Raw genomic sequence first — 18,046 nt, 5'->3', positions numbered from 1 at the left:
CGTGCCGGGGGTCCGACGTGAGGCGTCAGCCGTCGGTGGAGCAGAAGCCCGTCGGCCGCAGGACGCGCGCCGGCACGCCCGCGACGACCGTGTCGGGCGGCACGTCCCTCGTGACGACCGCGCCCGCGCCGACGATCGCGCCGTCGCCGATCGTCACGCCCGGCACGACGGTGACCGCGGCGCCGAGCCACACCTTGCGCCCGATCACCACGGGTGCGGGGAGCATGTCGCCCCGACGGGCCGGGTCGGAAGCGTGGTTCAACGTGACCACGGTGCAGCCGTGACCGATCAGGGAGCCGTCGCCGACGGAGATGCCGCCCGCGTCCTGGAAGCGGCAGCCCATGTTGACGAAGACGTCCCGCCCGAGCGTCAGGTTCTTGCCGAACTCGCAGTGGAACGGCGGGAAGAGCGTCACGGACTCGTGCACCGGGCGGCCGGTGAGGCGGGACAGAAGCGCGCGCACGTCGTCGGGCGTCCGGTACCCGGTGTTGAGCTCGGCACCGACGCGCATCGCCTCCTGGGCGGCGTCGTGCAGGAAGGCGTGCGCGGGCGAGCCGGCCTCGAGCAGCCGGCGTGCCCCGACGTGGTCGAGGAAGTCCTGCAGGTCCACGGGCGTCTCCTCGTCGGCGGGCGGGCGCGTCATGCGGGCGGCGTCGCCGCGTGGACCGGGTCGGCCGCCCACGACGCGAGCAGGCGCAGCCGCTCGGCCGACGGCGACCCCGGCTCCGCGGTGTAGACCATGAGCACCTGGCCCGGCTCGGCGGTGATCGCGAGCTCCTCGTACGCGAGCACGAGCTCGCCGACGACCGGGTGGTGGAACCGCTTGGTGCCCGCGCCGTGCGTCCGCACGTCGTGCGCGCCCCACAGCCGGCGGAACGTCTCGCTCCGGGTCGACAGCTCGCCGACCAGGTCCTGGAGGCCCTTGTCGTGCGGGTCGCGCCCGGCCTCCGCGCGCATGATCGCGACGCACATCTCCGCGAACAGGTCCCAGTCCGGGTAGAAGTCGCGCGCCGCCGGGTCGAGGAACTGGAACCGGGCGAGGTTGGGCGTGCGGCCGCCGTCGCCGATCACGGGGGAGTAGAACGCGCGGCCGAGCGCGTTGGTCGCCAGCAGGTCCTGCCGCTGGTCGCGGACGAACGCGACGCCGTCGGTGATCGCGGCGAGCGCCCACTGCAGGCTCGGCCGGGGCGTCGTCGAGCGCGTCGTCCGTCGGCGGACGCGTCCGGACGACGGGATGCCGTCGGCGGCCCGGGCCAGGTCGAACAGGTGCGCCCGCTCGGCGTCGTCGAGCATGAGCGCCCGCGCGACCGCGTCGAGGACGGACGCCGACGCACCGCCGATCGCCCCGCGCTCGAGCTTCGCGTAGTACTCGACGCTCACGCCCGCCAGCGCGGCGACCTCGCTGCGCCGCAGGCCGGGGACGCGACGGTTCGCGCCGCCCACGACGCCCGCCGCCTCCGGGCTGACCTTCGCGCGCCGCGACATGAGGAACTCGCGCACGTCCGACCGGTTGTCCATGCTCCCGACGGTAGGCCGGACCGCGCCCGCGAGACAGGCCGTGACGTGGGGTGCACCGCCGGTACACCCCACGTCAGGGACTCCTCGCGTCGACGCCGGTCGGGTTCGCTGGACGCATCCCGACAGAGTCCCGACAGAGAGGCACCACCACCATGCGTGCAGTCGTCATGCACTCCCCGGGCGACGTCCGGGTCGACGAGACCGAGCGGCCGACGATCGTCGAGCCGACCGACGCGATCCTGAGGCTCGCCGCGACCTGCATCTGCGGCTCCGACCTGTGGCCCTACCGCGGCACCGACCAGGTCGACCACCAGCCGATGGGCCACGAGTACGTGGGCGTCGTCGAGGAGGTCGGCTCCGCCGTGACGCACGTGAAGGTCGGCGACTTCGTCGTCGGCACGTTCTTCGCGTCCGACAACACGTGCGCGATCTGCCAGGCCGGCTACCAGACCCACTGCGTGCACCGGCAGCCCGGCGCCCTCCCCGGTGCGCAGGCCGAGCACGTGCGCGTCCCCCTGGCCGACGGCACCCTCGTCGCCACGCCCGGCATGCCGGACCCCGACCTGATCCCGTCGCTGCTCGCGGCGTCCGACGTGCTCGGCACCGGCTGGTTCGCGGCCGTCGCCGCCGAGGTCGGCCCGGGCAAGACCGTCGCCGTCGTCGGCGACGGAGCCGTCGGCCTGCTCGGCGTGCTCGCCGCGAAGCAGCTCGGCGCCGAGCGGATCATCGCGATGTCCCGGCACGAGGACCGGCAGGAGCTCGCGCGCCGGTTCGGCGCCACGGACGTCGTCGAGGAGCGCGGCGACGCGGGCGTCGCACGGATCAAGGAGCTCACCGACGGGCTCGGCGCGCACAGCACGATCGAGGCCGTCGGTACGCAGGAGTCGATGATGCAGGCGATCCGCTCGACCCGGCCCGGCGGTCACGTCGGGTACGTCGGCGTCTCGCACGACGTCGCGCTGCCCGGCGAGGAGCTGTTCTTCTCCGGCGTGCACCTGCACGGCGGCCCCGCACCCGTGCGCCGGTTCCTGCCCGAGCTGATCCGGCTCATCTGGGACCGGGAGATCGACCCCGGCCTGGTCTTCGACCTCACCCTGCCGATCGAGAAGGCCGCCGAGGGCTACCAGGCGATGGACGAGCGCCGTGCGACCAAGGTGCTGCTCACGTTCTGACCGCGGTCCCGCCGTCAGGTGCCCCCGGCGGCCTGGCCCGCAGCGCTGACCAGCCGCAGCACCACCCAGACGGCGAAGAACACGAGCACGATCGCCCACCACCGCCACTCACGCCGGGAGTAGCGGACCGAGAGCGACACGATCAGCCACGGCAGCAGGGCGGACCCGACCGCGCTGCCCATGGCCCGCGCGGAGAAGATCCCGAGCGCGGCCTGCGCGAGCACCAGGACGACGACGAGCGCGCCCGCCACGATCCCCACGGGGCCGAACGCGGCCTGGCGGTCGCGGCGGGTGCCGCCGTCGTCGGAGACCCACAGGTCCCAGCCCGCCGGCGGCGGGCCCCACGCGGGGTCGGGCTGCCAGCCGGACGGAGGCGTCCAGCCGGCGGGCGGGGCGGGCCAGTTCGGGGGCGGGTTGAGTCGCTGCACGGGACGGGACCGTAGCCGCGCGACGCCGACCACCGTCCAACTTGTCCCCAGACGCATCCGCCGACTCGACGTGGCCCGTCGCATCCGCGGATCCGGCGTGCCCAGGCGCCGACGAGGCGTCGCAGGCCGCCGCGCCGCCGCCGCGCCGCCGCCGCGCCGCCGCTGCGCTCGTCGTCCCGGGTCAGCGGACCCGGCGGAGCCGGAACAGGTAGGGCTCGGCCATGCCGCGCGCGTCCATCGCACCGACCACGGAGCCGTCGTCGTCGGCGCGGAACGCGTCGACGATCGGCAGGTCGTCGTAGACCATCGCGGCCGAGACGACGCCGCGGTAGCACACCTCGCGCAGCCGGGCGCGGGGGCGACGCGTCGTGACGAACGGCCGCACGAGCGCGAACGCCGCGGCGGCGGGCGGTGTCCGCAGGAGCGGGGCGGCGCGCAGCACGAGCCCGAACGGGACCAGGCCCGGGTGGACGCGCACCACGCCGTGGCCCGACCGGAACAGCAGCGGGTGCGCGGTGTCGTCGTCGTCGAACCTCTTGCCGAACCAGCCGAGGTGCTCGAGCACGCCGTCGAGCGGATGACCGGTGGGGATCCCCGCACCGCGCCACGTGCCGCGCAGGTCGGTCGTGGCGACGGGCGGGAGGGCGTCGTACCGCTCCAGCGCGGACGTCACGAGGCCTCCCCGGTGCCGCTGCCGGCGTCGGTCGTGCGGGCACGGGTGTCGGCGTCGTGCCCGTCGAGCGACCGGCGCAGCACCCACGTCGCCGCGGTCCCCGACGCGGTCACCTGGCGGGTCCGCGGGTCGACGCTGGTCCAGCGGTGCTCGTGCGGGCGGACGCGCCGGTAGCCGCGACGTTCGTACCAGCCGACGACGGGGTCGTCGCGGTCGGCGTCGAGGCTCAACGCGGCGGCGCCGCGGTCGCGTGCCGCGTCCTCGGCGGCGTGCACGAGCCCCTCGCCCGCCCCGCGGCCGCGGTGTCCGGCGTCGACGTGCAGCCCGTAGATCCAGGGGTGCGGCGGGTCGCAGTCGTTGTCCCAGCGGACGCTGACGGTGCCGACGGGACCGCTGGCGTCCTCGGCGACGAGCAGCGTCTCGCGGCCGTCGCGCGCCTCGTCGACGCGCCACCGTGCGCGGTCCGGCGAGCCGGCGAACCGCGCGAGGGCGGAGAGGTCGTCGGCGCGACCCGGCCGGACGCGCACGCCGGTCGCGCGGTCGTCGGTCGTGCCGCGGCCGCTCGTGCCGAGGGCCGTCGTGTCGTGTCGCGTCGCGTCGTGTCCGTCGTGGTCGGTCATGCGGGCCGCGACCTCAGCGCGCGCCGAGCGCGGCGTCGATCAGCACCTCCGCCGCGGCGCGTGCCTGGCGGGCGGCGTCCGCGCGGCCGGCGATCGCGGCGGTCGTCTGGGCCCCTTCGGCGAGCAGGGCGAGCTGCGCGGCGAGGGCCTGGTCGCCCCCGGCGTCGGCGGTGAGCCGGGCGACGTGGTCCTGGAACGACTGCTTGTGCACGCGGACCGCGTCGGCGACGGCGGGCGACGTCGCGCCGAGCTCGCCGAACGCGTTGATGAACCCGCAGCCGCGGAACGTGTCGTCGGTGAACCACTCGGCGAGGAAGTCGAAGATCGCGAGCAACCGCCGCCGCGGGTCGTCGACGCCGCTCAGCGCACCGCTCAGGCCTGCCTCCCAGATCCCGTGCCGCGCGTCGAGCACCGCGAGCACGAGGGCCTCCTTGCCGGGGAACTCGGCGTAGAGGCGCTTGAGGGACACGCCGGCTGCGGTGCGGACCTCGTCCATCCCGACGGCCTGGATGCCGCGCGCGTAGAAGAGCGCGTCGGCGGCGGCGACGACGCGGTCGCGCGCGTCGGTCGTCGCGGTCTGCTCGGTCGCCCGCGTCACGGTCCACCGCCCTTCACCGGGCCGTCGCCCGGCGTTCTGCTCCCGGCCCTTGCGCTGAGAACGCTCGTTCTCTAGTGTAGGCGACATCGGCGGAGAACGATCGTTCTCCCCTTGACGAGAAGGAGCCAGGCCATGGGACGCATCACCGTCGGCACGGAGAACTCGGTCGACATCGAGCTGCACTACGAGGACAAGGGCACCGGCCAGCCGGTCGTCCTCATCCACGGCTTCCCGCTCGACGGCAACTCGTGGGAGGGCCAGACGGCCGCGCTCCTCGACGCCGGCTACCGCGTCATCACGTACGACCGCCGCGGCTTCGGCCAGTCCAGCCAGCCGTCCGTCGGGTACGACTACGACACGTTCGCGGCCGACCTCAACGTCGTGCTGGAGACGCTCGACCTGCGCGACGTCGTCCTCGTCGGCTTCTCGATGGGCACCGGCGAGGTCGCGCGCTACCTCGGCACGTACGGCTCGACGCGCGTCGCGAAGGCCGCGTTCCTCGCGTCGCTCGAGCCGTTCCTCACCAAGACCGAGGACAACCCCGAGGGTGGCGCCCCGGCGTCGTTCTTCGAGGACATCGCGGCGACCGTCCGCAAGGACCGGTACGCCTACTTCACCGCGTTCTACCAGGACTTCTTCAACCTCGACGAGAACCTGGGCACGCGCATCTCCGAGGAGCAGGTGCGCCACGCGTGGGACGTCGCCGCGGGCTCCGGGTCGGTCGCGTCGGCCGCCGCGCCGCTCACGTGGGGCACGGACTTCCGCGACGACATCCCGAAGATCGACGTGCCCGCGCTGATCCTGCACGGCACGGGCGACCGCATCCTCGACGTCGACGTGACCGCACGCCGGTTCGTCAAGGCGCTGCCGTCGGCCGAGTACGTCGAGATCGAGGGTGCGCCGCACGGGCTGCTCACGACGCACACGGCCGAGGTCAACGAGGCGCTGCTCGCGTTCCTCGCGCGCTGACGCGGCGCCGGTCGGCGGCGCGCGGCCCGTCGCCCTCCCGGTGAAGCGGCTCCGGGCCGCACAGGACGAGGTGCCCGCCCCTCCCCGGGGCGGGCACCTCGCCGTACGACGTGGTCAGGCAGCCTGGCAGGAGACGGTGGCACCCGCGCCCGTCCCCGTGCCCTGGAACCCGAAGCCGGTGCCCTGGCCGGCTCGGAGGGCGCCGTTCCACGCCGCGTTCGTGACGGTCATCGGCTGACCAGTACCCGCCCCCACGCCGTTCCACACCTGCGTCGCCGAGGCCCCCGACGGGAGCGTCACCTGCACCCGCCAGCCGTCGAGAGCGCGCTGCGCCGTGACGTCGACGTTCGCGACGAAGCCGCCCGGCCACTGGTTGACGACCGTGTACGTCGCGGAGCACGCGGCGGTCGGGTCCGGCGTCGTGGTGGGCGTGGGTGTCGGCGTCGGGGTGGGCGTGGTGGTCGGGGTGGGTGTCGGAGTGGGGGTCGGGGTCGGGGTGGGCGTCGGGTCGGGTGCGAGGACGAGGTTCCTCTGCTGCACGGTCCACTGCCCGCCGCTGCACAGCCCGCAGCCCGACGTGACGAACGTCCGCCCGGCCTGCGTGTCGCCCTTGAGCTGCCACTTCGCCCACAGCACCGCGGCGCGGCCGAACTCGCCGCCGTTCGTCTGGTCGTACGTCCCGCCATGGCCGACGGGCAGGTTGCCCATGAACGCCGGGAGCCCCGCCGGGAGCTTGCCCCAGTCGTCCATCGCGTTCGGGTACGCGATGTCGCCGGGCCCGCCGATGATGTAGGCGATCGGGTGGTCGAGGCGCCGGAGCTGGTAGTCGTCGGCGTCGTTCAGCAGGCCGCTGCTGAAGATCATCGTCGTCGTGACCCGCGGGTCTCCGGACACCGCGTACGCCTCGAGCCCGCCGCACGAGAAGCCGGCGACCGCGATCTTCGACGTGTCGACCCGGTCGCGCAGCGGGCTGCCGGAGCGGGACGACTCCGCGACGGCCCAGTCGATGGACTGCGTGAGCCACGACGACGTCGACGAGCCACCGCCGTTCGGGCTGCCGTTGGAGATGACGAGGAACCCGTGCGACGCGATCTCGCGGAGGAACGGCAGCGCGGAGGTGCCGTTGGCCGAGCAGGCGCCGTTGCTCCAGACGAACACCGGGAGCCTGCCTGACGGCAGGTTGACGGGCCGGTAGATCGTGTGGTTCGGCAGGCTCGACGAGGTCTCGTGGTCGGCCGGGTAGGGGCCGGACCCGCCGGCGGCGGCGGACGCGGGCGGCAGCACGGTGCTGCCGAGGAGCGCGCCGGTCACCAGGGTGACCGCGACGGTCGCCCACCTGTGTCGTCGTTGTGCCATCCCACATCCCTCCTCGGGCCCCGGAGTGTCGGCGCGGGCGGTGCTCCTGCGCGCACGGCGAGGCGATGACGTGCTGCTCCACCTTCGCGAAGCGGTTCGGGCGCTGTCGAGGCGGGCGAGGGCGGAACGTCGACCCGAATCGTTTTTCACCGGTGTAGAGACAAGGTCCGAGCGTGCGCGCGGATGTTGCCCGAGCATTCCTCAACCGATCGGTTGACAGATGCGGGCATGCCGTCCATGGTTGTCGTCAACCAGATGGTTGAGGAGGATCCATGGCGGCGACCGACCCGCTCTCCCGCGCGTTCGCGGCGCTCGCCGACCCGACGCGCCGCGACATCGTCGCGCGACTCGCCGACGGCGACGCGACCGTCGGGCAGCTCGCCGAGCCCTACGACATCACGCTCCAGGCGGTCTCGAAGCACCTGCGCGTGCTCACCGACGCGGGCGTCGTCCGGCGCGACCCGGAGGACCGGCGCGCACCCGTCCAGCTCGACGCGGAGGTGTTCGCGCTCATGACCCGCTGGATCGAGCGGTACCGCCGCCAGGCGGAGGAGCGGTACCGCCGCCTCGACGACCTGCTCGCCGAGCACCCGACCGGCGACCGCACCGGCCTCACCGACCCCACCCGCCGCACCGACCGCACCACCGGACCCGAAGGAGGCCGCGCATGACCAGCACCCGGCACGAGACCGAGGTCGTCGCCCCCGACGACCTGCCCGTCGTCCGCCTCGTCCGCGAGTTCGACGCGACGCCCGACCGCGTCTTCCGCGCGCACGTCGACCCGGACCTGCTGCTCCGCTGGTTCGGTCCGGCCGACACCCAGACCCGCCTCGACACGTGGGACTGCCGCTCCGCGGGCTCCTACCGCTACACGCACGTCTCCGGCCCGATGGAGCTCGTCTCGTACGGCTCGTTCCACGAGGTCGTGGAACCGTCGTCGATCGTCCAGACCGTCGCCGTCGAGGGCATGGGGGACGGCGTCGTGCTCGAGCGCTACCGGTTCGAGCCGCTGCCCGGCGGCCGGACGCGCCTCACGGTCACGACCCTCGCCGAGGACTTCACGACGCGCGACCAGATCGTCGCGAGCGGCATGGAGCACGGCGTCCGTGAGGGCCACGAGCGGCTCGACGCGCTCCTCGCGGACGGCTCGGTGGCATGACCGGGACCGAGGCGGTCGTCGTCGGTGCCGACCGGCGACGCGGCGTGCGCTCCCGGATCGCGACCGTCCTCACGTGGGTCGCGCGCGCCGCGCTCGCGCTGGTGTTCGTCGGGGCCGGGGCGTCGAAGCTCGCGGGGGAGGCGGCGATGGTCGAGATGTTCGACGACATCGGCGCCGGTCAGTGGCTGCGGCTCGTGGTCGGGGCGCTCGAGGTCGCGGGCGCCGTCGGGGTGCTCGTCCCGCGCGTCGCCCTGCTCGCCGCGGCAGGACTCACGCTGCTCATGGTCGGCGCCACGCTCACGAACCTGCTCGTGCTGGGCGCGAGCCCGGTCGTGACCATCGCGCTCGGCGTGCTCGCCGCGACGGTCGTCGTCGTGCTGCGCCGCCGGCAGACCGCGCAGGGCTGACGGCGCGGACCGGCCCGGGCGTCGACGCGGACGTGGTCGTTCCCCGGGCCGAGACGCGCAGGCCCTGGTCGACGTCGCGCCACTGGTGCACGGTGACCATCGCCATCGCGGCGTCGAAGGCGTCGTCGTCGAACGGCAGGTGCTCGGCCGTGGCGTCGAGGGCCGGTGCCGCACCGGCCGGTCGCTGCGCGCGCATCGCCGCGGACGGCTCGACGGCGAGGACGTACCGGTCGGCCGGCTCGTACGACCCCGCGCCGGCGCCCACGTTCAGCACCGTGCGGGCGCTGCCGAGGGCCGCGTGCACCCGGGCGACGATGCGCGGGTCGGGCCGGCGGACGTGCGCGTAGCCCGACCCGAGCCGCTCGTAGTCGACGTCGCCGGCCGGTCGCTCACGGTTCGCCATGCGGCCAGGACAGCACGGGGCTCACCGTGTCGTCAGCGCCCTTTCCCGCCGGTGCGGCACGAGAGCGGCGCGGCCGTGGTGCCTCGTGGTCAGAGCAGGGCGTGGACCAGCCGGGTGCCCACGTCGTCCATCTCGTCGAGCCATCGCGCGCGCTGCGCGTCGTCGGCCTCGTTGACCGACGCGAGGACCGTCCGCTCCACGACCGTGGGCGACGTCGGGGAGCCGAGGTACGTGCCGACGCAGCGCTCCCAGATCGCGGCGAGCGGGTTGCCGAACACGGTCGCCTCCCGCTCCGCCGGTGTGTCGGTCGTGTTGACGACGACCAGACGGCGGACCGCGAGCAGCGGCTCGGGCAGGCCGCCCGCGTCGGGCAGGCGGTACGCGACGCCGGGCACGAGGACCCGGTCGAGCCAGCCGGCGAGGATCGCGGGCGGCTTGCCCCACCAGTTCGGGTGCACGACGACGAGCGCGTCGGCGGACGCGAGGCCCGCGCGGTGACGGTCCAGGAGCGGATCGCCGGACGGGCCGCCGAGGTGGAGGTCGGGCCCCACGACGAACGACTCCTCGGCGCGCAGGACGGGGTCGAACCCCTCGGCGTACAGGTCGTGCGTGACGAGGTGCGCGCCGGCGCGGGTCACGGCGTCGCCGATCCTCCGGGCGAGCGCGTGGTTGAGGCTGTCGGGTCGCGGGTGCGCGAGCACGAGCACGACGACGGGCGCGGGCCCGTCACCGCGTGCGTGGACCTGCGCGTCCCCGCGGGACGCCGCTCCTGCCGTCATCCGGTCCTCCCCGTCGCGCTCCGGGCCGCGTCCGTCGTGACGGTACCGGAGGGCGACCGCGCGCCTCCGGTCGATATGTTCAGGCGTACACATACTGTGTACGATCGTCCGCATGACAACCGACTACTTCGCCGGTGACCCCCGCACGAACCGCGAGCGCATGCTCGCCGGTGACCTCTACATCGCCGACGACCCGGACAGCGGGCGCATCGCCCGCGAGGCGTTCCGGCTCTCCGACGCCTACTACCGCGCCGAGTCCGCGGGCGAGCCCGACGCGCGCGAGCACCTGGTCGCGCTGCTCGGCACCCTCGGCGAGGGTGCCTACGTCAAGCCGCCGCTGTTCGTCGACTACGGCGAGAACATCCACGTCGGCGCGCGCACGTTCGTCAACTACAACCTCACCGCGCTCGACGTCGCGACCATCACGATCGGCGAGGACTGCCAGATCGGCCCGAACGTCCAGCTGCTCACCCCGACCCACCCGGTCGACCCGCAGCCGCGGCGCGACAAGCTCGAGGCCGCCAAGCCGATCACGCTCGGCGACAACGTCTGGCTCGGCGGTGGCGTCATCGTCTGCCCGGGCGTGACCATCGGTGACAACACCGTCGTCGGTGCCGGGTCCGTCGTGGTGCGCGACCTGCCCGCCAACGTCGTCGCAGTGGGCAACCCTGCCGGTGTCGTGCGGCAGATCGGCCCCCAGGGCGAGGCGCGGTGACCGAGCGGCGGCGGCGTCGTCACGACCCCGAGCGGCGCGACCGCATCGTCGACGCGTGCCTCGAGGTCGTCGGGGAGGTCGGCGTCGCGGGTGCGTCGACCCGCCGCGTCGCCGCCGCCGCCGACGTGCCGCTCGGGTCGATCACCTACCACTTCGACAGCGTGGACGCGCTGCTGTTCGAGGCCTTCGAGCGGTTCGCGCGGCGCATGAGCGACCGCTTCGAGGCGTCGATGGCGGCGGTCGACGGCGTCGAGGAGGCCCGGCGGGCCGTCGCCGACCTCGTCGCGGTCGACGTGCTCACCGACCCGCACGAGCTCGTCCTGACCCACGAGCTCTACACGCTCGCTGCCCGCGACCCGCGCTACCGCCGGCTGACGCACGCGTGGATGGCCCGCAGCCGGCACGCGCTCGCACGGCACTTCGACCCCGCGACCGCGCGGCTGCTCGACGCCATGATCGAGGGCCTGACGATCCACCGCGCCCTCGACACCGAGCCGCGCGACCGCGACGAGATCGAGCTGGCCGTCGAACGCCTCACGCGCACGACGGCGCACGTCGACTGACCGCGTCGTCGGCTCGGGATCGCTCGGCGACCGACCGCGTCGTCGCCCGGCCTCGCGCGGCGACCGACCGCGTCGTCGGCTCGGCCTTGCTCGGCGACCGACGGGTGGCGGTCGCGCTAGCCTCCGCGCATGAGCTGGGCCGTCGTCGCGCGCCGTGTCCGCGACCCGCACGTCCCGCTGCCGTACCGGCTGAGCGCGCTGCGCTCGCTCGTGAACCGGCACCACCCGCTCGGGTTCGGCGGCACGCAGCAGCACCTCGGCGACCTCGTCGGCACGTCCCGACCGCCTGGTCCCGGTTGGACCGGCGACGACGTGCTCGCGGCGCTCGACGTCCTGGAGGAGTCGCGCGCGAGCCGGCTGCGCTACGTCGAGGCGTTCGCGGAGCGGCGCCGGCAGGAGAAGGCGGAGCACCGGCGTCAGCCGACACGGGCCGACGTCGACGCGCTGCGCCGCGCGGAGTGGGTCAAGGACGTCGACGAGGCGTCCGTGCGGCACGCGAGCGTCCGCGAGCGCCGGCGCACGTCCCGCTGAACCCGAGCGGGTGCTGGATCAGTCCGTGCCCGACGTCTCGATGCTCCCGGACCGGTGCAGGACGGCCTCGGCATCCCGCCACTCGTCGCGGTCCTGCGGCGGCGGCAGCACCTCCGCGCCGAGCAGCGTCGCGGTCCCGCCGACCGCCGCCTCGAGCTGCGCGGCGAGCACGACCGCCTCGGCGACGGCCACCCGCGACTCCAGCGGGTCGTCGATCGCGAGCCCCACGACGGGCGCGCCCTCGCGCGTGACCGTGACGTTCGCGCCGTGGTGCTCGCGTGCCCGGACGTAGATCGTGAACGCGCCGGTGTCCTGCGGCGTGCGCGCCAGGTCGGCGAGCAGCGCGCGGTCGCCGGGCAGGGGTGCGCCGTGGACGTACGTGCGCTCGACGGCGGCCAGCCGGTCGTCGCCGGGGCGCTCGACGTCGACGTGGTCGGCGAGGAAGCGCCGCAGCGCGTCCGCACGGTTCTCCGGTGCCACCCACACGTGGACGTCGACGACGGGTGCCATGGCGGGCAGCGTAGACGCGCGGCTCAGGCGGCGAGGTGGAAGGTCGTCGCGAAGCGGGAGAGCAGGTCGCCGGGGCCGTGCAGCACCTCGACGACCCCGGTCGCGATCGCGCGGTCGGGGGAGAGGGCGCCCGAGATGACGCGGTGCAGGTCAGGGCTGGCCGCGAAGGACAGGTCGACGGGGCCGTCGCCGCGTGTCACGGCGAGCGACGGCCCGTCGACGCGGACGAGCAGCCCGGCGTCGCCCACGTGCGCCGCGTAGGCGGTCGCCGGCAGCGTCGCCGCGACGTCGCGGCGGAACGCGGTGCGCAGCGTCATCGTCAGGGCGTCGGGCGTGACGACCTGCTCGTCGCGGGGGTCGCCCATCGCCTTGAAACCCCACGCCCCGAGCGCGAGCACGACGGGTTCGAGCTCGCGGCCGTAGGGCGTGAGCTCGTAGACGATGACGCGCGACCGGGGTGCGCGCCGGATGATGCCCGCCGCCTGAAGCTCCTTGAGCCGCGCCGCCAGGACGTTCGTCGGGATGCGGGGGAGCCCGGCGGCGAGCTCGCCGTAGCGCCGGGGCCCGACGAGCAGGTCACGGACGAGGAGCAGGGCCCACCGCTCGCCGACCAGCTCGAGGGCGCGCGTGATCCCGCAGTACTGCCCGTAGTCGCGTGCGGCCATCGGCCTCAGGCCTGCTGGCTCGCGACCGCGTCGGGACCCTGCGCGGCGGCGGCCGGGTCCATCCAGCCGAACTCGAGGACGTTGCCGTCGGGGTCGGTGAGGCCGCGCTGGTACATGAAGCCGTAGTCCGACGCGGGCCGCGGCTCGGTGCCGCCCGCGGCCAGTCCGGCGGCGGCGGTCGCGTCGACGGCCTCGCGGCTGTCGAGGAAGACTGCGGTGGACACCGACGGGCTCACGGCGGGGTCGCCGAGCGGCAGGTCGGTGAACGTCTGGAAGTACTCGCGCGTGAGCAGCATGAACGCGCTGTGGTCCTCCTCGACGACGACGCAGGCTGCGTTGTGGTCGGTGAACATCGGGTTGATGGTGAATCCGAGCGCCGTGTAGAAGCTCTTCGCGCGTTCCAGGTCGGTCACCGGCAGGTTGACGAACATCGCGGTCATGGCGCTCTCCTCAGCGGCGGTGCGAGCGGTGCGGGACGCCACCACACTTGCAAAAAACAAGTGAAGGGTCAAGGGGTTCGGCTGACCGCCGGCCCCGCCGCGCTCAGCGGCATGCGGCCGCGCACCGACCCGTCGCCGCCCGGCCGGCGCACGGAGCGCACCGGGGCCTCGGGGGAGGCCGCCGCACCACCACCCGGCCGGGCGCACCGACTCCCGGCGCGACCTTCGGCCCGCTCCGTGGCCCCGCCGCGCGGGCCGGTCGCCGGGCGACGTCAAGCCGTCGGCACCCAGTACCGGCGCTTGGCCGGCCGCCCGTCGACCGGGACGAGGTCCTGGAGCACCCCGCCGCACCGCTCGATGGTCCGCGCGGACGCGACGTTGTCGTCGTCGCACGTCACGAGCGCCCGCTCGACACCGACGGAGCGGGCGACGACCAGCGACTGCCGCAGCATCTGGGTCGCGTAGCCCCGTCGGCGGTGCGCGGGCCGCACGGCGTACCCGATGTGCCCGCCGACGAGGGCGAGGGCCTCGTTCAGCGCGTGCCGTACCGACACCCGCCCGACGAGTACGCCGCCCACGTCCGCGACCAGGAACGTCGCGGGCACGCGGCCCGGCAGCAGATGCACGCCCGCGCGCTCGTCGGCCAGGTGCGCCAGGTAGCGGGACCAGTCGTCGCGACGCCCGTCGAGCAGGAACTCGAACCCCTCGCGCGCGAGCTCGTCGTGCGCGGCCCACGCCTCCGCCTCGTCGGCGGCCGTGAGCGGCCGCAGCACCAGCGGCGAGGTCACGACCCCTCCATGCACACGGTCGCGGTCTCGTCGACGAGGTCGCGAGCGGCGGTGAGCGTCGCACGCAGCGCGTCAGGGTCCGCGCCGACGGCGGCGCACAGCGCCTGCGCCCGCACGCCGAAGTCCCGTGGGGCGTCGGGCAGTCGTCCGGCCGCGGCGACGGCACCCTTCTCGTTGGTGACCCAGCGACCCGCGTGCGCGTGCAGGGCGTGCGCGCACAGCAGGACCGCGCGGAACAGGCACCCGGCGACGTACGCGCTGTCGCCCCGCCCGACCGCCTTGGCCGCGACGTCGACGCTGAACGCGGCCTCCCAGAGGCCGCCGACGACCGCGTCGCGCAACGCCGGGGGATAGGCCGACGCCTCGTCGTGCAGCGCCGCGACCTCGCCCGACGGGTCCGCGAGGACGACCGCGGCGGCGACCTCGCCCGCGTACGCGAACGACGGCACTCCGAGCGGATGACCGGCCTGCGCGTGCCACGCGAACCGGCCCTCCTGCGCCTCCTGCCAGCTGCGCCGCACGCGGTCCAGGTCGCGGTAGAGCACGTCGACGGCGGTGCTGTCGACGTGCAGCCACCCCCCGCCGTCGACCCACGGCCCCCACGCGCCGGGCGCGGTCACCTGCGCCTCCGGACCGGCGATCTCACGGACCACCGCGCCGAGCGCGTCCACGTCGAGGGGTGGCCGGTAGTAGAGGCCCAGGTCCACGTCGGACTCCGCGGCGTGGTCGCCGCGGGCCCGGCTCCCGCCCAGCACGACGGCCCGCACCCCGGGCACCTCGACCAGGCGCTCCGCCACGTCCCGCAGTCGCGCGTCGCTCAGCATCGCCCCAGCATGCCGGTGGCTGGCGGGTGGCCCGTCGCCGGCTGTATCTGCCGCATTGTTGGAGATAGGCTCGGGCCATGGCCAACGCCACGGCGATCTTCCGCAGCGACACCCAGGCGCGGGTGCTGCGGGCACTGGCGCGCGCGGCGGACGCCATCACGGCCAGCGACCTCGCGCGGGAGCTGGACGAGCCGCTGTCGACCGTCGCGCGCGAGGTCTCGCGCCTCGTGGAGACGGGGATGGTCCTCACGACGTCACGTGGTCGTCGGACGCTGCTGTGGGCGAACTGGTCCAACGGGTACATGCGCGCTGCGCGCGACGCGTTCGACTACGAGGACGGCCTGCGCACGCAGGAGCCGTCCCCGCGCTGGTGGCGCACCGTGCCCGAGATCGTCGAGGACGTCCGCCCCGAGCTGCGGGACGGCAACGAGCCTGCTGCCCTCCGGATGCTTCTCGACGGCCTCAACTCCCTGCCCCGTGCGGCGGCGGCTGGACGCGTCGACGAGATGCTGGCCGAGCCACCGTCGACCGGTGACGAGCGCTGGGACGCGCTGATCGCCGGGAGCGTGCGGTACGTCGCCCGGCGGGCCGGCGTCGGGGCGCCCGACTGGACCCGTCGGCGCCCGCTCGCTGCCTGGTGGTGGCCCACAGGACGCGGTGCCCGCGCCGCCGTCGCGATGCAGCGCACCCCGGTCGAGCTCGCGCGGCTGGGCATCTGGTTCGACGAGCGGAACTTCACGACCGCATGAGCGAGCACGGTCCGACGCTGTCCCGTGCCGAGGTCATCGGCCTGCTCACCGAGCTCGGAGCCGTGCTCCACCGCGACGGCCTGCACGCGACGATCTACGTCGTCGGGGGCGCCGCCATGTCGATCACCCTGGACTCCCGCCGGGTCACGCGGGACGTCGACGCGGTGTTCCGCACGGAGACGGACGGTCTGCGCACCGCTGCCCGCGAGGTCGCGGCCCGGCACGGGCTCGACCCCGAGTGGCTCAACGACCGGGTCACGTCCGCCGTCGTCGGCCTGGTGAGCGACGAGGGCCAGACCGAGCTCGACGTCCCCGGGTTGTCCGCCGCCGTCGCCTCGCCCGAGCACCTGCTCGCGATGAAGATGCTCGCCGGACGCGAGCGCGACCTCGACGACCTCGTCGTCCTGTTCCGTCACCTCGGCATCACCGCGCCATGCCAGGCCGTCGAGATCACCGAACGCGTCTTCGGGGGTGGCCACCCCGACTCCGCCCCGCCGCTGGAGTACCTGGAGCTGCTCGCCGAGGACGTGCTCGACCGGCTGGGCATCTGAGCGACGCGGGACCCTGTCCCGCGGTCCGCCGGGCGGTCAGGACTCCTCGGGCCGGGCGAGGAACCGAGCGACAGCCTGGTCCGTCTCGCGCCGGAGGTCCGCCTCGAGCTCCGCCTCCAGAATCGCGCGACCGGCTCCGACGACTCCCAGGTCGTCCGGGTCGTAGGCGCCGTCGAGGAGCGCGAGCTCGGCGCTGACCGGGTCTTCCCCGTGCCCCACGACGCCGTGCGCCCACCGGCACAGGTCGCGAGCACTGATCTCGTGGCGCACGTACCGGCCGACCATGGCGGCTGTCGCGCCGCGGAGCGGATCCTCGGTGACCGCGTCGGGCAGCCCGAGCTCGACGAGGGTGCGGTCGACCATCGGCCACACGTCGGGCCGCAGGGCGGACGACGGTTCCCCCGCGAGCTGACGCAGCGTCGGGGTGTCGAGACCTCCGAGCAGGCACCCGACGGCCGCGTCGACGACGTCGCGCGTCGTCGCCTCGTCGAGGCGCCAGAGCCGCACCGTGTCGACGAACGTCGCCTGCGCCTCGTTCCGCGTCGTGTCTCGCACCGGACCATGGTCGCGGTGCGATGGGACGGCGCCACGACATTTCCCGTGACGCGTGTCGTGGCGCTGCCTATCCTGCGAGAGCCGTGCGACAGGACGAGGAGGTGGTACCCGTGAATGCTGGATCGATCAGGGTGCTCCCCTCCGGGGTCACGGTCGGGCGATAGGTCGCCCGGGAGCGCCGCCCACGCGCACTCCCGAGAGGCACGACCATGGACTTCACCTCCGAGCACCGCCACGACGACGGGGTCCTCGAGCGCGACTTCGCGCTCGGCGACATCCCCGGCACCCTCTGGACCACCGGCTCCGCACCGGCCCCGCTGGTCCTCATGGCCCACAACAACGGCCTTCCCCGACGCGACGCGCGGCTCGTCGCGCGCGCCCGGTTCCACGCCGCGACGTACGGCTACGCAGTCGCGTCGATCGATGCCGCGGGCTGCGGCGACCGGCCCCGCACGGCCGCTGCCGACCAGCTGCGCGTCGACCTGAGGCGCGCGATGCAGGCCGGCGAGCCGGTCGACGAGATCTTCGAGGCGATGGTCGGCCCGATGGTCGACGACGCCGCCCCGGAGTGGCGCACCACGCTCGACGCCCTGCTCGACCTGCCCGACGTCGCCGGGCCGGTGGGGTACTCCGGCTGGATGGCGCTCGGGATCCGGCTCGCGGCGACGGAGCCGCGCCTCGCGGCGGCGGGCTTCTTTGCGGGCGGGTTCGTGCCGCGGGCCGTGCGGGCGGAGGCGCCGCGCGTCACGATCCCGGTGCTCGTCCTGCTGCAGTGGGACGACGAGGGGAACCCGCGGCAGCGGGCGCTGGACCTGTTCGACGCGTTCGGCAGCGTCGAGAAGACGCTGCACGCCAACCCGGGCGGTCACCTCGGCACCCCACGGTTCGAGCTCGAGGACGGGGCGCGGTTCTTCGACCGGCACCTGCGGTGAGGTGGGGCGTCGGCCGGGCACGACGACGCCCGGCCGACGGCCCTGGCGGTGCACCTCCCCGACGGCGACGTCCCACTGATCGCACCGGGCACCGATGATCGGGCGGACGGGCGGCCACGGCCGCGAGGCTGAGGAGCGGAA

General features: G+C 74.6%; 26 protein-coding genes. 11 read left to right on the top strand and 15 right to left on the bottom strand.

Features of this window, described 5'->3' with window-relative positions:
- Positions 1–25: 25 nt before the first annotated feature.
- Entirely contained in the window at positions 26–643 is a 618-nt protein-coding gene (locus KOV94_RS05735; protein WP_225916114.1) for a DapH/DapD/GlmU-related protein, read from the bottom strand.
- A complete protein-coding gene (locus tag KOV94_RS05730) occupies positions 640–1,518 on the bottom strand; it encodes a helix-turn-helix transcriptional regulator (protein ID WP_124341724.1) in 879 nt (292 codons plus the stop codon). Before KOV94_RS05730 ends, KOV94_RS05735 begins: the two co-directional genes overlap by 4 nt.
- A gap of 152 nt (positions 1,519–1,670) precedes the next feature.
- Between KOV94_RS05730 and KOV94_RS05725 the strand changes: the two genes are divergently transcribed.
- Positions 1,671–2,690 carry a zinc-dependent alcohol dehydrogenase family protein gene (locus KOV94_RS05725; protein WP_124341723.1) on the top strand — a complete coding sequence of 340 codons (1,020 nt, stop codon included), beginning with the start codon at positions 1,671–1,673 and terminating at the stop codon, positions 2,688–2,690.
- 14 nt (positions 2,691–2,704) lie between these two features.
- On the opposite strand, the gene KOV94_RS05720 is transcribed toward KOV94_RS05725, so the two are convergent.
- The 4 genes from KOV94_RS05720 to KOV94_RS05705 all read right to left on the bottom strand — a co-directional run bounded on the left by KOV94_RS05720 (position 2,705) and on the right by KOV94_RS05705 (position 5,009).
- Positions 2,705–3,118 (bottom strand): hypothetical protein, encoded by a 414-nt coding sequence (locus KOV94_RS05720; RefSeq protein ID WP_124341722.1) that lies wholly within the window; start codon positions 3,116–3,118, stop codon positions 2,705–2,707.
- A 181-nt stretch (positions 3,119–3,299) separates the two neighbouring features.
- Entirely contained in the window at positions 3,300–3,791 is a 492-nt protein-coding gene (locus KOV94_RS05715) for a GXWXG domain-containing protein (protein ID WP_218051466.1), read from the bottom strand.
- Entirely contained in the window at positions 3,788–4,411 is a 624-nt protein-coding gene (locus KOV94_RS05710; protein WP_218051465.1) for a GNAT family N-acetyltransferase, read from the bottom strand. The genes KOV94_RS05715 and KOV94_RS05710 overlap by 4 nt, the downstream gene beginning before the upstream one ends.
- Positions 4,412–4,424: 13 nt before the next feature.
- Positions 4,425–5,009, bottom strand: a complete 585-nt coding sequence (locus KOV94_RS05705) for a TetR/AcrR family transcriptional regulator (protein WP_308160391.1) — start codon at positions 5,007–5,009, stop codon at positions 4,425–4,427.
- A gap of 132 nt (positions 5,010–5,141) precedes the next feature.
- Between KOV94_RS05705 and KOV94_RS05700 the strand changes: the two genes are divergently transcribed.
- A complete protein-coding gene (locus KOV94_RS05700) occupies positions 5,142–5,978 on the top strand; it encodes an alpha/beta fold hydrolase (protein ID WP_162353850.1) in 837 nt (278 codons plus the stop codon).
- 114 nt (positions 5,979–6,092) lie between these two features.
- Here the strand turns inward: KOV94_RS05700 and KOV94_RS05695 are convergent, their stop codons facing one another.
- On the bottom strand, positions 6,093–7,334 hold the full coding sequence (locus KOV94_RS05695; RefSeq protein WP_218051463.1) for a cellulose binding domain-containing protein: 1,242 nt from the start codon (positions 7,332–7,334) through the stop codon (positions 6,093–6,095).
- Positions 7,335–7,606: 272 nt separating this feature from the next.
- Between KOV94_RS05695 and KOV94_RS05690 the strand changes: the two genes are divergently transcribed.
- From KOV94_RS05690 to KOV94_RS05680, 3 genes are read left to right on the top strand one after another with little or no spacing between them, the layout of a single operon-like run.
- Positions 7,607–8,005: an ArsR/SmtB family transcription factor gene (locus KOV94_RS05690; RefSeq protein ID WP_218051462.1), complete on the top strand. Its 399-nt coding sequence runs from the start codon at positions 7,607–7,609 to the stop codon at positions 8,003–8,005.
- The gene (locus KOV94_RS05685; protein ID WP_124341715.1) at positions 8,002–8,493 is read left to right on the top strand and encodes an SRPBCC domain-containing protein; all 492 of its coding nucleotides are present in this window, start codon (positions 8,002–8,004) and stop codon (positions 8,491–8,493) included. The genes KOV94_RS05690 and KOV94_RS05685 overlap by 4 nt, the downstream gene beginning before the upstream one ends.
- On the top strand, positions 8,490–8,900 hold the full coding sequence (locus KOV94_RS05680; protein ID WP_218051461.1) for a DoxX family protein: 411 nt from the start codon (positions 8,490–8,492) through the stop codon (positions 8,898–8,900). Before KOV94_RS05685 ends, KOV94_RS05680 begins: the two co-directional genes overlap by 4 nt.
- Here the strand turns inward: KOV94_RS05680 and KOV94_RS05675 are convergent.
- Together KOV94_RS05675 and KOV94_RS05670 are read right to left on the bottom strand one after the other, a co-directional pair.
- Complete coding sequence (locus tag KOV94_RS05675) at positions 8,791–9,303, bottom strand: methyltransferase domain-containing protein (RefSeq protein ID WP_218051460.1); 513 nt, start codon at positions 9,301–9,303, stop codon at positions 8,791–8,793. The genes KOV94_RS05680 and KOV94_RS05675 overlap by 110 nt on opposite strands.
- An 89-nt stretch (positions 9,304–9,392) precedes the next feature.
- Positions 9,393–10,082 (bottom strand): NAD(P)H-dependent oxidoreductase, encoded by a 690-nt coding sequence (locus KOV94_RS05670; RefSeq protein WP_124341712.1) that lies wholly within the window; start codon positions 10,080–10,082, stop codon positions 9,393–9,395.
- A gap of 112 nt (positions 10,083–10,194) precedes the next feature.
- On the opposite strand from KOV94_RS05670, the gene KOV94_RS05665 reads away from it, so the two are divergent.
- The 3 genes from KOV94_RS05665 (at position 10,195) to KOV94_RS05655 (ending at position 11,891) form a co-directional block, all read left to right on the top strand.
- Entirely contained in the window at positions 10,195–10,797 is a 603-nt protein-coding gene (locus KOV94_RS05665) for a sugar O-acetyltransferase (protein WP_218051459.1), read from the top strand.
- On the top strand, positions 10,794–11,360 hold the full coding sequence (locus tag KOV94_RS05660) for a TetR/AcrR family transcriptional regulator (RefSeq protein WP_218051458.1): 567 nt from the start codon (positions 10,794–10,796) through the stop codon (positions 11,358–11,360). The genes KOV94_RS05665 and KOV94_RS05660 overlap by 4 nt, the downstream gene beginning before the upstream one ends.
- Positions 11,361–11,489: 129 nt before the next feature.
- Positions 11,490–11,891 (top strand): hypothetical protein, encoded by a 402-nt coding sequence (locus KOV94_RS05655; protein ID WP_218051457.1) that lies wholly within the window; start codon positions 11,490–11,492, stop codon positions 11,889–11,891.
- An 18-nt stretch (positions 11,892–11,909) separates the two neighbouring features.
- Here KOV94_RS05655 and KOV94_RS05650 read toward each other — a convergent pair whose 3' ends face one another.
- The 5 genes from KOV94_RS05650 to KOV94_RS05630 all read right to left on the bottom strand — a co-directional run bounded on the left by KOV94_RS05650 (position 11,910) and on the right by KOV94_RS05630 (position 15,118).
- The gene (locus KOV94_RS05650) at positions 11,910–12,401 is read right to left on the bottom strand and encodes a hypothetical protein (RefSeq protein ID WP_218051456.1); all 492 of its coding nucleotides are present in this window, start codon (positions 12,399–12,401) and stop codon (positions 11,910–11,912) included.
- Between the two features lie 23 nt (positions 12,402–12,424).
- Entirely contained in the window at positions 12,425–13,066 is a 642-nt protein-coding gene (locus KOV94_RS05645) for a winged helix-turn-helix transcriptional regulator (RefSeq protein ID WP_218051455.1), read from the bottom strand.
- Positions 13,067–13,071: 5 nt separating this feature from the next.
- Positions 13,072–13,506 (bottom strand): VOC family protein, encoded by a 435-nt coding sequence (locus KOV94_RS05640; RefSeq protein WP_124341706.1) that lies wholly within the window; start codon positions 13,504–13,506, stop codon positions 13,072–13,074.
- 272 nt (positions 13,507–13,778) lie between these two features.
- Entirely contained in the window at positions 13,779–14,294 is a 516-nt protein-coding gene (locus KOV94_RS05635) for a GNAT family N-acetyltransferase (protein ID WP_308160390.1), read from the bottom strand.
- Positions 14,291–15,118: a nucleotidyltransferase family protein gene (locus tag KOV94_RS05630; protein WP_124341704.1), complete on the bottom strand. Its 828-nt coding sequence runs from the start codon at positions 15,116–15,118 to the stop codon at positions 14,291–14,293. The genes KOV94_RS05635 and KOV94_RS05630 overlap by 4 nt, the downstream gene beginning before the upstream one ends.
- 77 nt (positions 15,119–15,195) lie before the next feature.
- On the opposite strand from KOV94_RS05630, the gene KOV94_RS05625 reads away from it, so the two are divergent.
- Together KOV94_RS05625 and KOV94_RS05620 are read left to right on the top strand one after the other, a co-directional pair.
- A complete protein-coding gene (locus KOV94_RS05625) occupies positions 15,196–15,867 on the top strand; it encodes a helix-turn-helix domain-containing protein (protein WP_218051453.1) in 672 nt (223 codons plus the stop codon).
- Positions 15,864–16,418, top strand: coding sequence for a DUF6036 family nucleotidyltransferase (locus tag KOV94_RS05620; protein WP_218051452.1), 555 nt, complete (start codon positions 15,864–15,866; stop codon positions 16,416–16,418). Before KOV94_RS05625 ends, KOV94_RS05620 begins: the two co-directional genes overlap by 4 nt.
- A gap of 36 nt (positions 16,419–16,454) precedes the next feature.
- Here KOV94_RS05620 and KOV94_RS05615 read toward each other — a convergent pair whose 3' ends face one another.
- Positions 16,455–16,973 carry a hypothetical protein gene (locus KOV94_RS05615; RefSeq protein ID WP_218051451.1) on the bottom strand — a complete coding sequence of 173 codons (519 nt, stop codon included), beginning with the start codon at positions 16,971–16,973 and terminating at the stop codon, positions 16,455–16,457.
- 209 nt (positions 16,974–17,182) lie between these two features.
- On the opposite strand from KOV94_RS05615, the gene KOV94_RS05610 reads away from it, so the two are divergent.
- Positions 17,183–17,905 carry a dienelactone hydrolase family protein gene (locus KOV94_RS05610; protein WP_218051450.1) on the top strand — a complete coding sequence of 241 codons (723 nt, stop codon included), beginning with the start codon at positions 17,183–17,185 and terminating at the stop codon, positions 17,903–17,905.
- Positions 17,906–18,046 lie beyond the last annotated feature (141 nt).

This window comes from Cellulomonas algicola (genome assembly GCF_019024305.1).
GTDB classification, from domain to species: domain Bacteria; phylum Actinomycetota; class Actinomycetes; order Actinomycetales; family Cellulomonadaceae; genus Cellulomonas; species Cellulomonas algicola.
Note: the sequence above shows the minus strand (reverse complement) of the source record. Positions and strands in the feature narration are given on the sequence as shown.